The 14,998-nt window shown below is 74.7% G+C and carries 11 protein-coding genes; 6 read left to right on the top strand and 5 right to left on the bottom strand.

What is annotated here, in order from left to right; genetic code table 11:
• The first annotated feature begins 46 nt into the window (after positions 1-46).
• The 4 genes from ACZ45Q_RS12140 to ACZ45Q_RS12125 all read left to right on the top strand — a co-directional run bounded on the left by ACZ45Q_RS12140 (position 47) and on the right by ACZ45Q_RS12125 (position 4,830).
• Positions 47-907 (top strand): AfsR/SARP family transcriptional regulator, encoded by an 861-nt coding sequence (locus ACZ45Q_RS12140; RefSeq protein WP_468258729.1) that lies wholly within the window; start codon positions 47-49, stop codon positions 905-907.
• 543 nt (positions 908-1,450) lie between these two features.
• Positions 1,451-2,074 carry an isochorismatase family protein gene (locus ACZ45Q_RS12135; RefSeq protein ID WP_468258725.1) on the top strand — a complete coding sequence of 208 codons (624 nt, stop codon included), beginning with the start codon at positions 1,451-1,453 and terminating at the stop codon, positions 2,072-2,074.
• Positions 2,071-3,996 carry an anthranilate synthase family protein gene (locus tag ACZ45Q_RS12130; RefSeq protein ID WP_468258722.1) on the top strand — a complete coding sequence of 642 codons (1,926 nt, stop codon included), beginning with the start codon at positions 2,071-2,073 and terminating at the stop codon, positions 3,994-3,996. Before ACZ45Q_RS12135 ends, ACZ45Q_RS12130 begins: the two co-directional genes overlap by 4 nt.
• Positions 3,997-4,125: 129 nt before the next feature.
• On the top strand, positions 4,126-4,830 hold the full coding sequence (locus ACZ45Q_RS12125) for a transketolase-like TK C-terminal-containing protein (protein WP_468258719.1): 705 nt from the start codon (positions 4,126-4,128) through the stop codon (positions 4,828-4,830).
• A gap of 110 nt (positions 4,831-4,940) precedes the next feature.
• Here the strand turns inward: ACZ45Q_RS12125 and pabB are convergent, their stop codons facing one another.
• On the bottom strand, positions 4,941-7,088 hold the full coding sequence (gene pabB / locus ACZ45Q_RS12120; RefSeq protein ID WP_468258716.1) for an aminodeoxychorismate synthase component I: 2,148 nt from the start codon (positions 7,086-7,088) through the stop codon (positions 4,941-4,943).
• Between the two features lie 71 nt (positions 7,089-7,159).
• A complete protein-coding gene (locus ACZ45Q_RS12115) occupies positions 7,160-7,936 on the bottom strand; it encodes a 50S ribosomal protein L11 methyltransferase (RefSeq protein WP_468258713.1) in 777 nt (258 codons plus the stop codon).
• A 228-nt stretch (positions 7,937-8,164) separates the two neighbouring features.
• Here ACZ45Q_RS12115 and ACZ45Q_RS12110 point away from each other — a divergent pair, with 228 nt between their 5' ends.
• Positions 8,165-10,114: a helix-turn-helix domain-containing protein gene (locus tag ACZ45Q_RS12110; protein ID WP_468258711.1), complete on the top strand. Its 1,950-nt coding sequence runs from the start codon at positions 8,165-8,167 to the stop codon at positions 10,112-10,114.
• A 94-nt stretch (positions 10,115-10,208) separates the two neighbouring features.
• Here the strand turns inward: ACZ45Q_RS12110 and ACZ45Q_RS12105 are convergent, their stop codons facing one another.
• The gene (locus ACZ45Q_RS12105; RefSeq protein ID WP_468258708.1) at positions 10,209-11,429 is read right to left on the bottom strand and encodes an IS701 family transposase; all 1,221 of its coding nucleotides are present in this window, start codon (positions 11,427-11,429) and stop codon (positions 10,209-10,211) included.
• Between the two features lie 415 nt (positions 11,430-11,844).
• On the opposite strand from ACZ45Q_RS12105, the gene ACZ45Q_RS12100 reads away from it, so the two are divergent.
• Complete coding sequence (locus tag ACZ45Q_RS12100) at positions 11,845-12,603, top strand: SGNH/GDSL hydrolase family protein (protein ID WP_468258705.1); 759 nt, start codon at positions 11,845-11,847, stop codon at positions 12,601-12,603.
• Positions 12,604-12,979: 376 nt separating this feature from the next.
• Here ACZ45Q_RS12100 and ACZ45Q_RS12095 read toward each other — a convergent pair whose 3' ends face one another.
• Both ACZ45Q_RS12095 and ACZ45Q_RS12090 read right to left on the bottom strand, forming a co-directional pair.
• Positions 12,980-13,924, bottom strand: a complete 945-nt coding sequence (locus tag ACZ45Q_RS12095) for an NAD-dependent epimerase/dehydratase family protein (protein WP_468258702.1) — start codon at positions 13,922-13,924, stop codon at positions 12,980-12,982.
• Between the two features lie 42 nt (positions 13,925-13,966).
• On the bottom strand, positions 13,967-14,833 hold the full coding sequence (locus tag ACZ45Q_RS12090; RefSeq protein WP_468258699.1) for an arylamine N-acetyltransferase family protein: 867 nt from the start codon (positions 14,831-14,833) through the stop codon (positions 13,967-13,969).
• Positions 14,834-14,998: the final 165 nt, after the last annotated feature.

Genomic DNA, 14,998 nt, shown 5'->3' with positions numbered 1-14,998 from the left:
GGAGCCGGTGCGGTCGGACTCGACGGTCACCGAGCAAGGGGGGGACATGGACATCAAGGTTCTGGGGGTGCTGGTCGTCACGGAGGGCGGAACGCCCGTCGCCCCCGCGGCAGCCGAGCCGAGGAAGGTACTGGCGCTGCTGGCGGTGCTCGCCGGCCGCGTCGTCCCGAGCGGGCTGCTGGTCGAGGACCTCTGGCCCGACCGGCCGCCCCACCAGGCCAAGGCGATGCTCCAGTCCTACGTCGGCGAGCTGCGCGAGCTGATCGCCGGCGCCCTGCGCGGCAGCGAGCGGAGCGCGTCGGCGCGGGGCCGCTGCGACCGGCTGGCCGCCGGGATCCTCGCCGACATGCCCGGTGGCTACCAACTCCGCGGCGACGGGGTCACCAGCGACTCCTGGGAGTTCGAGCGGGCCGCCGGCGCCGGTTACCGGGCCCTGGCCGCCGGGGACCTGGCCACGGCGGCACGGCGCCTGCGGGAGGCGCTCGCGCTGTGGCGGGGCGAGCCGTTCGCCGACGTCATGCCCGGGCCGCACCTCGCCGCCCAGATCGACCGGCTGCGGCAGTCCCGGGACCGGGCGTTCGGGCAGTGGGTCGAGGCGGAACTCCGCCTGGGCCGCCACCGGGAGCTGGCCGCCGACCTGCCCGCGGTGCAGGTGCCCGGACGGGTGCGCGACCTGCTCCCCGCCGCCCTGGAGCGGTGCGCGGACCAGAGCGAGGCGCTCGCGGCCTACCAGCAGTTGATCCAGCCGTCCTCGGCGCCCCGTCCCGTCGTCACCGCGCGGATTCCGGGGCCGGTGCCGCGTCCGCACGGACTCGCCGTGCCGGGACCCCGCGGCCGTCCGTCCGCCGCCGCGCGGTACGGCACGGGGGCGGGGAAGCCGCGCTCCGTGCCGCTCGGCCGCCCCTGACCCCGTGTCTCCGACCCGGTGTCCGGCGCCGGTGCGCGCCGCCCGCCGATCCGCCCCGAGGGGGCCCGACGACCACCGTCGGGCCCCCTCGGCCGCATCGCGGCGCCCCTCGCCGGAGGTGTCCCGGCCGGCCGACCGACCGTCCCGGCAGGGGGAATCGACCGGCCCCGCGCAGGGGAGGACCCGTGCGGAGTGTGCGGGACGGCCCGTGCGGAGTGTGCGGCTCCGGCAGTGCCCGTGAGGGAATCAGGCGGTCGCCCCCGGGAAACCGGGCCGCACCGAGCGTCGACCGTCCCGCTGTGCAGGGAACTTGATGAACTCCGCGCCACTTGACGTAGTCCGGGGCGACGCGTTGGGCGTGCCGGGAGGCGGTCCACAGAATCGGCGCAACAGCCTGCCGTCGCGGGAGACGCACCGCCAAGACCCCCACGCCCGCCCGCTGCCCGTCCCCGAACGGCTCCACCCGGGCCGCTCGGCGGGTCCCGGCGCCGGCTCCCGCCCCACGCCCGGGGTGCCCGGTCCACGTCTGACGAGAGGATCTCCATGGCCGGTCTGCCGTCCATCGACAGTTACCCGATGCCGCTCGGCTCCGCCCTGCCGGCCAGTGTGCCGCAGTGGTCCGTCGACCCCGCCAGGGCGGTGCTGCTCGTCCACGACATGCAGCGCTACTTCCTCAGGCCCTTCGCCGGGCAACTGCGCGACGAACTCGTGGCGAACGCCGCCGCCCTGCGCGAGCACTGCGCCGCGCGGGGCATCCCCGTCGCGTACACGGCGCAGCCCGGCGGCATGACGCCGGAACAGCGCGGCCTGCTGGCCGACGTGTGGGGTCCCGGGATGCGCACCACCCCCGAGGACCGGGAGGTGGTCGACGAGGTCGCCCCCGCGCCCGGCGACTGGCGGTTCACCAAGTGGCGCTACAGCGCCTTCTTCAGGACGGAACTGCTCCGGCGGATGCGTGAGCACCGGCGGGACCAGCTGATCGTCTGCGGCGTGTACGCGCACGTGGGCGTGCTGATGACCGCGGTCGACGCGTTCACCAACGACATCGAGACCTTCCTGGTCGCCGACGCCGTCGCGGACTTCACCGAGGACGACCACTGGCTGGCCGTCCACTACGCGGCCCGGCGCTGTGCCGTCGTCACCACCACCAAGGAGATCATCGGATGACCGGAAACGACGGGAACACGGCCGGCGCATCCACCGCCGCCGACCTCCTCGGCCGTGTCCTGGCCCCGCACCCCCCGGCCTTCGCCCTGCTGTACCGCCCCGGGACCACCGGCGAGGGCGCCCTCGACGTGCTGCTCGGCACGGTCTCGCAGCCCCGCACCCTCGACGACCTCCCGGTGCCCGAGCCGGGTGGCGCCGCGACCGGCGTCCCGCACCAGGAGGTCCTGGCCCTCCTGCCGTACCGGCAGATCGCCGAACGCGGCTTCGACTGCGCCGACGACGACGCCCCGCTGCTCGCCCTGACCGTCACCGGGCAGCAGCGGGTCCCGCTCGCCGAGGTGCTGCGGCGCGTCCCCGACGCGCCCATCGAACTGCGCGGCAGCCGCTTCGACGTGGACGACGACGCCTACGCGGAGATCGTCCGCAAGGTCGTCACCGACGAGATCGGCACCGGCAAGGGCGCCAACTTCGTCGTCAAGCGCTCCTTCACCGCCGAGATCACCGACTACGGGGTGCACCGGGCCCTGGTCTTCTTCCGCCGCCTGCTGGAGCGGGAGCAGGGCGCCTACTGGACGTTCATCGTGCACACCGGCGACCGCACCTTCGTCGGCGCCTCCCCCGAGCGGCACGTCAGCCTGGCCGCCGGCACGGCCGTCATGAACCCCATCAGCGGCACCTACCGCTACCCGGCCTCCGGCCCCACCCTGGACGGCGTCATGTCCTTCCTCGCCGACCGCAAGGAGGCCGAGGAGCTGTACATGGTGGTCGACGAGGAGCTGAAGATGATGGCGCGGATCTGCGACCGGGGCGGCCGGGTCGTGGGACCGTACCTCAAGGAGATGGCGCGCCTCGCCCACACCGAGTACTTCATCGAGGGACGCACCGACCGCGACCCGCGCGAGATCCTGCGCGAGACCATGTTCGCGCCCACCGTCACCGGCAGCCCGCTGGAGAGCGCCTGCCGCGTCATCGCCGAGTACGAACCGCACGGCCGCGGCTACTACAGCGGTGTCGCCGCCCTGATCGGCCGGGACGCGCACGGCCGGCGGACCATGGACTCCGCCATCCTGATCCGCACCGCCGAGATCGAGGGCGACGGACGGCTGCGCATCGGCGTCGGCGCGACCCTCGTGCGCCACTCCGACCCCGGCTCCGAGGTGGCCGAGACCCGCGCCAAGGCGGCGGCACTCGTCGGCGCCCTGGAGGACGGCGGCCCGTCCCGCTTCGCCGACCATCCCCGGGTGCGCGCCGCGCTCGCCGAACGCAACGCCCCGATCGCCGACTTCTGGCTCGCCGACCGCGCCGGACCGGTGCGGCCGGGCACCGAGCTGGGCGGCCGGAGCGTGCTCGTCGTGGACGCCGAGGACACCTTCACCGCCATGATCGAGCAGCAACTGCGGTCGCTGGACCTGACGGTGACGGTGCGCCGCTTCGACGAGCCGCACTCCTTCGACGGCCATGACTTCGTCGTGATGGGGCCCGGCCCCGGCGACCCGCGCGACACCTCCGACCCCAAGATCGCCCACCTGCACTCGGCGATCGCCACGCTCCTCGACGAACGGCGGCCGTTCCTCGCCGTGTGCCTGAGCCACCAGGTGCTCAGCAGCCGGCTGGGCCTCGGCCTGCGCCGCCGGGAGGTGCCCAACCAGGGTGTGCAGCGGGAGATCGACCTGTTCGGCGCGCGCGAACACGTGGGCTTCTACAACACGTTCGCCGCGCACTGCCCCACCGACGAGTTCCACACCCCCGACGGCACGGTCGTGGAGGTCAGCCGCGACGCGCGGACGGGCGAGGTGCACGCCCTGCGCGCACCGAACTTCAGCTCCATGCAGTTCCACGCGGAGTCCGTCCTCACCCGAGGCGGTCCGCGCATCGTGGCAGCCCGGCTGACCGAACTCGCCAAGGGGATGCTCGTCGTGTGACGACCACGCGCCGGGCACCGTCCGGGCGGGTACGGCACCGTCCCCGCCCGGCCCTCGGCGACGGCGGCCGTTCCACCACGGGAACGGTCCGCCCCGCCGGCTTCCTTCGACGAGGAGCTCTGAGCGCCCATGGACACCCAGCGGAGCAGCACGGCGGCCGGCCGGACCGCCGTCCGCACCGGCGGTCGGGAGACCGCCGCGGACCGGACCTGGAGCGGCGCCCTCCCGGCGCTCGTCCCGGGAGCCGGCGCCGGAGCCGGTCCGCGCCGCCCGGACCGGCCCGTCCCGCCGCGCGACGGCGGCACCCCCGCACCGGCGGGCACCCCCGCACCGGCGGGCACCTCCGCACCGGCTGGTACTCCCGCACCGGCTGGTACTCCAGCGCCGGTCGGCACCCTCGCACCGGTCGGCACCCCCGCGCCGCCCGGTGCCGTAGCACGTGGCGGCCACGTCCTCGCCGAGGCCGACGGCGGAAGCCCCGAGGTCGTCCTCGTCGCCACCGGGAGCGAGGTCCGCATCGCGCTGGCGGCCCGGGAGATCCTCCAGCGGGAGGGCATCGCGACCCGCGTGGTGTCGATGCCGTGCGCCGAGGTCTTCCACGCGCAGGACCGGGAGTACCGCGACGCGGTGCTGCCGCCCGGCGTGCGGGCCCGCGTCTCCGTGTCGGCAGGGCTCGCACTGGGCTGGTACGCGCTGCTGGCCGAGTGCGGTGAGACCGTCGGCCTCGGGCAGTTCGGGGACCGTGCCGCCTACGGGTCGCTGCGGCAGCAGCCCGGCTTCACCGCCGAGCGGGTCGCCGCCGCCGCGCGGGCCCGGCTGCGCGGGGGACGCTGAGCGACCGGGCGCCCGCAGTGCACCGCCGTACGGCACTCGCCCTCGCCCGCGGGCGAGGGCGAGGCCGCCCACGGCGACCGCGCCCCCGGACCACCGGCGGGTGGGGAAGGTCAACGCGTCACCGCACCGGCCCGGGCGGCCGGCTCCCGGTCGGCGAGCGGCGCTCCGTTCCCGGGGAAGGCGCCCCCCGTCAGCGCGAGCAGCGGCCGGGACTTGACCGCCGTCTCCTCGAACTCGCCCTCCGGCGAGGACAGGGCGATCACCGCGCCCCCCACGCCGTAGCGGAGCCGTCCCGGACCGATCACCGCCGTACGGATCACCACGCTGAGGTCGGCCGCGCCCGACAGCGAGAAGTAGCCGATCGCCCCCGAGTACACCCCGCGCGGTCCGGCCTCCAGCTCGTCGATGATCTCCATGGTCCGGATCTTCGGCGCCCCCGTCATCGAACCCGGCGGGAAGGCGGCCCGTACGCAGTCCACGGGGGAGCGGTCCTCGCGCAGCCGGGCGCGGACCGTGCTGACCAGCTGGTGCACGGTCTCGTAGGTCTCGACCCGGAAGATCTCGTCGGCCTCCACCGAACCGATCTCCGCGCACCGGCCGAGGTCGTTGCGGACCAGGTCCACGATCATGAGGTTCTCCGCGCGGTCCTTCTCGTCCGCCAGCAGCTCCGCCACCAGCGCCGCGTCCTGCTCCGGCGTGGCACCGCGCGGCCGGGTCCCCTTGATCGGCTTCGACTCGACCCGGCGGTCCGCGCCGACCCGCAGGAACCTCTCGGGGGAGGTGCTGAGCACCGACAGCTCCCCGAAGGCGAGCAGCGCACCGTACGGCGCGGGGCTGATGCGGCGCAGCAGCCGGTAGCTCGACCACGGGTCGAAGGCGCCCCGCGCCTCGGCCATGTTGGTCAGGCACACCTCGTAGCTCTCGCCCGCGGCGATCTCCCGCTGCGCCGCCTCGACCAGGCGCAGGTACTCCTCCCGGTCGTGACGCAGGGTCAGCTCGGCCCCGGGCACGGGACCGGGCGCCGCCGGCAGCGGACGCCCGGACAGGCGCTCCAGACGGCGCGCGGTCCGCCGTATCCAGCGGCGCGCGTCCGCCCGGTCGTCCCCCTCCGCCAGCGCCAGGAGGTACGTGGTCCGGGTGGCGTGGTCGAACACCACGCCACGGTCGGCGAACACCATGACGGCGTCCGGCTCCGTCGCCCGGTGCACCGCACGGCCGCCGCACTCGGCCTTCAGCTCGTAACCCAGATACCCCACCCAGCCGAGCGCGAAGTCGAAGGGCAGCTCCGGCAGCGTCGTCCGCAGGGCGGCCAGGTCGCGGTCCAGCCACGTCAGGAAGTCACCGGAGACCACCTCGGTGCCCGCCGCGGAGCGCACCGTGGTGGTGTTGGTCCACACGTCGGCCTCGGCGATCCGGGCCAGCGGCCCCGACGCGTCGCCCATGAAGGAGAAGCGGCCCAGTGCCCCGCGGGTCGCCCGGCCCGTGCTGCTGTCCAGCCAGAACGCGTGCTCGCTCGCGCCGAACAGCTCCGCGAAGACCGCCTCGTCGCTCCACCGGGTGTCCAGCCGGTCCACCAGGAGGCGCAGTTCCCGCACCGGGCGGCGGTCCTCGGCCGCGGTGGCCGCCGACGGCACCGGCTCCGCGACCGCCGGTGCCGCCGGGCGCGCGGGGTGCCGCTCGTGCCACCGGCGGGCCAGCTCGACGAAGTTGTGCAGCAGCTTCTTGCCGTGCCGGGTCAGGATCGACTCGGGGTGGAACTGCACCCCCCACATCGGCCGGCTGCGGTGCCGCAGCCCCATCAGGACACCGTCCGGCGTCCACGCCGTGCCCTGGAGGCTCTCGGGCAGGTCGGTCACGGCCAGCGAGTGGTAGCGCACCACCTCGAACGGCGAGGGAATGCCGGCGAACAGCTCGTCGCCGTGGTGCAGCACCGGTGACAGACGCCCGTGGCGGGGCTCCGGCGCCCGCACGACGGACGCCCCGTGCGCCAGCCCCACCCCCTGGTGGCCCAGGCAGATGCCGAGGAGCGGGAGTTCGCACGCCTCCACCAGCTCCCGGCAGATCCCGAAGTCGGCGGCGCGCTCCGGAGTTCCGGGGCCCGGCGACAGCACGACGGCGTCGACCTCGGCGAGGCGCCCGATGTGCCACCGGGGGTCGTCGTTGCGGACGACGACCGGCTCCTGCCCGGTGATACGGGCCAGGTAGTGGACGAGGTTGTGGGTGAACGAGTCGTAGTTGTCGACTAGCAGGATGCGCATGGTCTGTCCCGTTCTTCGTCAGAGGTCGACAGGGGCGGACGCGGTGCCCGCGCGGACGGAGCCCGCCGCGCTCAGCTCGCGGCCCGGACCGGCGGCGCGGCCTCGGGACGCGGGCGGGCCGGGAGCGCCTCGGAGCCGGCCCGGACCGGGGACACCTTGATCAGCATGTGCTCGACCATGTCGGCGCCCTCCCGGACGCGCATGCTGCGCAGCACGTCCAGCTCCCGGCCCGACGCGTCGGCGAGGTCGTACAGCCGGGGCAGGTCCCCCCGGTCGCTGAAGTGCAGCAGGACCGAGCCGCCCGCGGTCGTCCACCGGGGCGCGTCCCGGAGGTAGCGGCGGTGGGCGGCGTAGCCCGGGTCCACGTAGGCGCGGTCGTGGACCGACTCGTAGCGGTGGTCGGCCGGGGCCAGGACGAAGTTGGAGTGCCAGTAGACGGTGTCGAAGCGCAGTCCCGGGTCGAGCGCGTCGAACAGGTCGCTGTGCAGCACCGACACCCGGTCGGCGACGCCGTGCCGGCGGGCGTTGAGCGCCGCGTTCTCCACCGCCCGCGGGTTGATGTCGGTGGCGAGCACCCGGTCGCAGCCCGCCAGGGCCGCGCTCACCGCGACGATCCCCGTGCCGCAGCCGATGTCCAGGAACGAGCCGTGCCGCGGGACGTGGGTCCCCTCCATGAAACCGAGCAGCTCCATGGCCGCGTCCGACGACGCCGAGTACGGCGGCGCGAACACGTCCGGCAGCAGGTCCCACTCACGGCCCCGCAGGGTGAAGTACCGCGGCCGGTTGCGGTCGGTGCGCGCCATGCGGCTGCGCTCCAGCGAACGTACGTGGCTTCGGATCTGCATCATGAGCCCCCTTCCAGTGGCGGAGCCGCTCGGCCCCGCTCCGGCGGCACGAGCCTCGGGCAGAGTGGTGCCCGGCAGGAAGGTGGTCCCGGAACACCACGAGAGGGCCCATGCGGTGCTCCCGGCACAGCGCTGCCGAAGCGGCGCAGCTCAACGTTGACGCGCCGAAGACACGCGAACTAGGTTCGGCCGCGCCGAGCCGTGCTCGGCCCGATGAACGGGGGATGGAACATGTCGGGCTTTCACGCACCCGAGGACGACGACGCCGTGCTCGCCGTACTCTCCCTCCTGGCGGAAGAGGCGCCGCCCGGCCGTTTAGAGGCGCTGCTGCAACGCGTGCGCCGCACCGAGCCCGACCCCGGCCGGGTCGCCCGCGCCGAACGGGCGGTGCAGCTCGCCCGGGACGTCCACGCCTCCCTGGAACGCAGACAGCAGCGCGAGGCCGGGTTCGCCGCGCTCGTCGACACCGCCCGCGACCTGACCTTCCCGTACGACCTGGACACGCTGCTGAGCGTGATCACCCGGAGGGTCAGGCTGCTGCTCCACTTCGACATGACCTACGTCGCCCTGCGGGACGACGACGGCGAGATGGTCATCCACACCTCGGAGGGCTCCACCACCGCCCTCAACACCGGACTGAGGATCGAGGGCGGCAGCGGACTCGGCCATCAGGCCCTGGTCTCCGGCGCCCCGCTGTGGACGGCCGACTACCTCAACGACGACTCCATAGCGCACGCCGACAGCATCGACCAGGTGGTCGAGGCCGAGGGGCTGCACGCCCTGATGGCGGTCCCGCTGCGCTGCGGCGACAGCTCGGTCGGCGTGCTCTACGGCGCCGACCGCAAGGTGCGCCACTACACGCCCGACGAGATAGGCCTGATCTGCTCCCTCGCCGACCTCGCGGCCGTCGCCATCGAGAAGACCGGCCTGCTGCAACAGGCCCGGGCACAGGTGGCCGAACTGGAACTCGACGGATTCCGGGCGCGCTCGAGCCTCGCGCGCATGGAGCAGCTCGGCGAGTCCTACGGCCGGATCATGAGCCTGCTCGTCGCCGGCGCCGACCTGGCCACCGTGGCCAAGGCCGCCGGCGACGCCCTGGACGGCACCCTGCAGATGCGCGACCCGGCCGGCCGGGTCCTGGCCGCCGGCGGGGAACTGCCCGACCTTGACGAGGAGGCGGTGGCCAGGGCCGTCCTGGCCGCGCACGCCCGGCGCGGGCCCGTCGAGGCCGACGACCGCACCTGGGTCGCTCCGGTGACCGCGGGCACGGAGGACCTCGGCGTCGTGGTGCTGCGGCCGATGGCCCAGCTGGTCGGGCAGGACAGCTGGCTGCTCCAGACCACCGCGCAGGCCTTCGCGGTGCACCTGCTGATGCAGCGCAGCGCCGCCGCGGCCGAGGGCCCGGTGCGCGACGAACTCCTCGACGAACTGCTGGCCGTGGCACCCTCCGCGCACCCGCCGCACCAGACGGCCCAGCGCGCCCGCAGATTCGACATGGACCTGGACCAGCCGCACGTCGTGGTCGTCGCCCGGCCCGAGGGCGGCGAGCAGGGCCGGGCCGTGGTGTGGGCCTCCTCCTACGCCTACCGGATGTCCGGCCTGAAGACCGTGCAGGGCGGCTGCATCGTGCTGCTGCTGCCCGGCACGGACGCCTCCGCCGCCGCCCGCGCCGTCGCCGGCGAACTCACCCCGCTGCTCGGCCACCCGGTGTCCGTGGGCGCGGCGGGGCCGGACTGGGGAGCCGCGTCGGTCGCCCGGATGCACCGCGAGGCCATGCGCTGCCTGGACGCGCTCACCGCCCTCGACGGCGTGGGCTGCGCCGCCTCCGCCCACGACCTGGGCTTCCTCGGCCTGTTGCTGTCCGACGACTACGACGTGGACGGCTTCATCGACTCGGCCATCGGACCCGTCCTCGAGTACGACGCGGAGCGGCTGACCGACCTCACCCGGACGCTCGAGGCGTACTTCGCCTCCGGCAGCAGCCCCACCAACGCCGCCGAGGCGCTGCACGTGCACCCCAACACCGTCTCGCGCCGCCTGGAGCGCATCACCGAACTCCTGGGCGCCGACTGGCAGAAGCCGGGCCAGGCCCTGGAGGTGCAGCTGGCCCTGCGGCTCCAGCGGACCCGGGGGGTGCTGCACGAGCGCGGCGGGTCCCCGGCGGCCGCCGAGACGAACTGACCGACCGGTGCCCCCGACGGACGACCGGTGTCCGTACGGGGGCGCCCGGCGACCGCCCGGACCGCCGCGGGCGGTCCGGCCGCCGACCGTGCCGTCAGGCGGCGTACTCCAGGCCCAGACTGCCGGTGGACAGCACGGCCGCCGCGTGCGCCGCCGAGGCGAGGGTGATGTGCCGGTGCCAGCCCCGGTAGGAGCGCCCCACGAAGTCCCGCAGCCCGACCTCCTCACCGGTCTCGGTGAAGTCCCGGTCCACCCGGCGGGTCAGCTTCGTCAGCCTCAGCAGCGGTGCGACGGGCGCGCTCATCAGGTCCGTCAGCCACAGCTGGGCCGGCGGGCGCTGCGGGTCGCGCCACTCGCCGAGGAGCAGCATCGGGCGCTGCCGGCCCGCCTGCGGGTCCAGCAGCGACACCCGCACCACGGAGGCGAGGGAGGTGTGCGTGGCGTGCTGCCGTGCCGGGTCGAGCCAGTGCACCGGGCGGCGCAGCCCCTTCGTCGACTCCATGATCTGCTGGGCGGGCAGCGGGCCCGCGCCGAAGCCGGGCAGCGCCTGGTCGGACACCGTCAGCCGGCACGCCGGCCCGATCCGGCCGACCACGGGCACCCGGGCCCGGGCGAGCCGTGCCAGCGTCGGGCGGACCGCGCTGCCGCGCAGGTCCAGCAGGACCGGCCGGCGGGTGACGGGCCAGTTCCGCGCGGTGTCCAGGGCCACGGCGACGGCACACTCCTCCGGGGTCTCCCGCCCGGCCTCCTGGGGCACCTCCGCGCGGGCGCGCCGCTCGTGGTCCTTGACCCACTGCTCGGGCAGGAGCAGACGCCAGTTGACCGGCACGCTCATCTCCTCGGAGGCGAACCACAGGCCGAACGCCTGCTGCCCGCGGAACATGTGGCCCAACTGCGGGGCGAACAGCCGGTCCACACCCACCGAGTGCTCCCCGGCCTTCGGGATGTGCAGCGACCCCACCACCCACGCCCGCGGCGCACCGGTCCGCTCCAGGTATGCGGCCAGCTCGGCCCGGATCGGGCGCCAGTCCCACGTCGAGCTGGAGATGAAGTGGTGCAGGCTCTGCTCGGCGGCGGCGCCGCCGACGTGCGCGGCGATGTTGCGGATCGACTTGCGCCCCTTGGCGAACAGCAGCCCCCGCAGATACTGCTCGGCCTTCTGCCGCTGGTCCTTCCTGCGGAACGCGGAGAACAGCGTGGCGCTCAGTTCGGTGACGACGTCGTCGCAGATCGCGTCGTCGGTGAGTTCGTGGACACGAAGGCGCTCGGGGCCCGGTTCGGCGAAAGTCTGCCGCCTGACATCAGACGTATTCACAACGCTCTCCATCCGGTCGGACAGCCCTGCGGCTGCACGACCACCGTCGGCTGCGGACCCGCTCCGGGACGAGGTGCGCCGGACACCTCGTTGCGGGGCCCCGCGGTGCCCCGGCCACCAACGGGCCCGGCGGGCCCCGTTCCGGGCGACGGCGGCCCGCCGGCCCGGCGGTGAGGGGTGTGGCCGGATCACCTGTGCGTCGGGAAACGGCAGGAAAGCGCCTGTACGGATGCCGCTAGGTGACAGACTCGGACCGGGCCTTCTACCGTTCGCCGGCGAGGAGCCGGACCATCGCCTGACGGATTCGCGGAGCGCGGGACGCCGGCCGCCGCCGGAGTCTCAGCGGCTCCGCTCCCCCTGGCCGCCGAGGAGGCGGACACGTCCCCCCGGGGCCCGAGAGGTGAGAAGTCTCGACGTGACCACACCATCCAGAACGGGTGACAGGCGCCGTGTCGAGTCCTACACGGCCGTCGGTGACGCTCCGGACGCGGACCGCGAGGTCTCCGCGGCCGAGGGCGCGTCGGCCGACTGGGCCGACCGGCTCGCCGTGCTGCTCGCCGAGGAGCGGCCCGACGGTGTGCTGCGCTACCGCAAGCCGGCACGCGGACGGTTCCTGGACCGGACCGGTGCCGAACAGCTGGCCGTCGTCCGGCGGTTCCCGCCCGACCTGGTCAGCTTCAGCGCGGGCAACGCCGACCTGCTGCTCCTCGAGGGCGACCCCGACGTCGTCGCGGAACGCACCGAGGAGGCGGTGGCGGACCTGTCCGCCCACGCCCGCACCGTGCTGCTCTTCACCGGCGTCGACCCCCGTCCGCTGCCCGGGCTGCGCCATCTGCGCGGCAGGACCGCCACGTACACCGCGCACGTACGGGCCATCGCCGACCGGTACGACTGCCCGGTGGTGGACCTGTGGTCGCTGCCCGCGCTCCAGGACCGGCGTGCCTGGGAGGGGGGCGAGCCGCGTCTGTCCCCGGCCGGCCACCGCCAGGTCGCCGCGCAGGCGGCGCGGGTGCTCGGGCTGCGCACCACCGCCTCCGAGGGCCGGTTGCTGCGGGAGCCGGGCACGTCCGTCAGCCGGCTGCGCCGCAGCTGCGCGGGGTGGGTGCGCGACTACCACGCCCCCTGGCTCGCCCGTCCGGTGCCGGAGCCCCACCACGGCGGCCACGAGCCCTGACGCCGGCCAGGGCCCGACGACGGCCACGCGCCCTGACGACAGCCCAGAGTCCCGACGACGGCCACGCGCCCTGACGACAGCCCAGAGTCCCGACGACGGCCACGCGCCAGGACGACGGCCACGGGTCCCGGCGACAGCCCCGAGTCCCGGCGACGGCCACGGGCCCCGGCGACAGACACCCGTTCTGACGGCAGCCACGGGTCCCGACGCCGGGCACCGCACCCGCGTGTGCGCCGTCGCGGACGCGAAGACGGGGGAGCGGGGGAGCGGGCGGCGGCGTTCCCGCCGGGGCGGCCGGCGGACTCCGGGCGCACGTGTGCGGCCGGGCGACCACCTGGTCGCCCGGCCGTCGTTCACGCCGCTCTGCCGCCGGCCGTCAGGCGCCGGCCCGCGCGCCGAGGTCCGCCGCGAATCCGTCGCGCCACGACGGGTAGCGCGGCTCCCAGGACAGGACCCGGCGGGCGCGGGCGTTGGAGGCGCCGCGCAGCCCCGTCAGGTAGAGCACGCCCCAGCCGCCGACCGCCAGCCTGGCCAGGAAGGCGGGCGCCGACTTGGGCTTCGGGGCGCCCAGGATCCCGGCCAGCTCGGGAAGCCACACGTGCACGGGCGCCGGGTCGTCGTCGACGACGTTGAGCACGGAGGCGTCGGTGTCGACGCTCAGCGCGGCGACGATCGCGGAGGCCGCGTCGGTCGTGTGCGTGAAGGAGAAGACCGAGCGCCCGCCGCTGACCACCGGCACCTTCCCGGCCCGCACCTGCGCCACGAACGGGCCGTCCTGCGCGAAGCCGGTGCCCGGTCCGTACAGGTGACCGAAGCGCAGCACCAGGCCCCCGGCCGCGGTCGTGACGCGCTCCAGCTCCCGCACCGCCTCCAGCACCGGCCGGTAGGCCTGCGGCGGGTTGCTCAGGAACGGCACGTCCTCGTCGGCGGGGCCCTGGCCCGGCTCGTTGACGAACGCGATGCTCTGGGCGATGACGCGCTTGACGCCCGCCTCGGCGGCGGCGTCCACGAGGTTGCGGGTCCCCTCGGTGCGCAGCCGGTTGGTGAGCGCGAACTCCTTGTCCACCCGCTTGGGGTCGGGGCTCGCCGGGATGGCGGTGAGCAGGTGCACCACCGCGTCCGGCGCCGTCTGCCGCGTCGTGCCGCGCACCCAGTCACGGTCCAGGGCGTCGCCGTAGACCATCCGCACCCCGGCGCTCTCCAGGTCGGCGGCCCGGCCCCGGGAGCGGGCCAGACCCACCACCTCGTGGCCCGCGGCGAGCAACTGGCCCGCGAGCTGCCGTCCGATCGCTCCGGTGACGCCGGCTACTAGAATCCTCATGCCATGTCCTCTTGGGTTCCTCGGGGGATGCTGGGCGGGTCGCTACCGGGCCGCGGAGCGGTTCCGGGTCAGATGGGCCGTCACCTTGGCCGCCTGGTCGTCGGGGATGTTCATGCCGAGCACGTCACGCAGCGTCGGCACGACGTCCTCGGCCGCGATGATCCTGCGCTCGTCGTCGAAGTGCGGGTAACGCGTCTCCAGGACACGGTCGCGCAGCACATGGCGGACCTCGGGACCGACCCGCATGGCGACGATGTGACCGCGGAACACCGACCGCGGGCTCGTCATCGAGAAGTGGGCGGCGACCTCGAGGTCGATCGGGTACTGCGCCTCCGTGGTGAAGGCGTACACGTCGAACCAGCCGTCCGCGTGCAGCGAACGGAGCACCCACTCTCCGCCGTCGTCGTCCAGCCGCCAGCGCCAGCCGCCCACCGCCAGGGTGGCGCCGCTGACGAACGGTATCGGCTCCAGGGGACCCTCGTCCCCGAATCCGACGTCGACGAGCCACCGCTCGCCGGCGGCCTCGGCCACCAGCGTCGTGTGCGACCGGAAGCGGATGTCGGTGGTGTTGCCGCGGCGGACGCGGGCCAGATGGCAGGCCATCCGGAAGCCCAGCCGGGTCAGCACCGCGGCGAACAGCAGGTTGTGCTCGTAGCACGAACCGCCCTCACCGCCGTGCACCAGCTTGTCCTGGAGGGACTTGATGTCGAGCGGCAGCTGCTCCCGCTCGATGCCGTCGGCCAGGAACCCGATGGTCGCCAGATGGCCGCGGTGCACGGCCCGCAGCGTCTCCGGGGTGGCGGTGCGCGGCCCGTCGTAGCCGATGCGCCGCAGATAGGCGTCCAGGTCCAGCTGGTCGCTGCCCCAGATCGGGTCCGGGCCGGAGTTGTCCACGCTCGTGATAGTCAACGGCACTGCCCTTTCAAGAGGAAAGGCCCGGGTGAGACGGGGGAGGGCCCGGGCCTGGTGGGAGGAGGTCTGCTGTTCCGGACGGGCCGGAAGCGGGCCCGTGGGGGGCGTTCGCGGGCGACCGCGGACGACTCGGACGTCGCACGGTGCTGAAGTGTGGCAGCG

Source organism: Streptomyces sp. NPDC031049 (genome assembly GCF_055571015.1).
The sequence above is the reverse complement of the archived record's forward strand: the minus strand, read 5'-3'. Positions and strand labels throughout refer to the sequence as shown.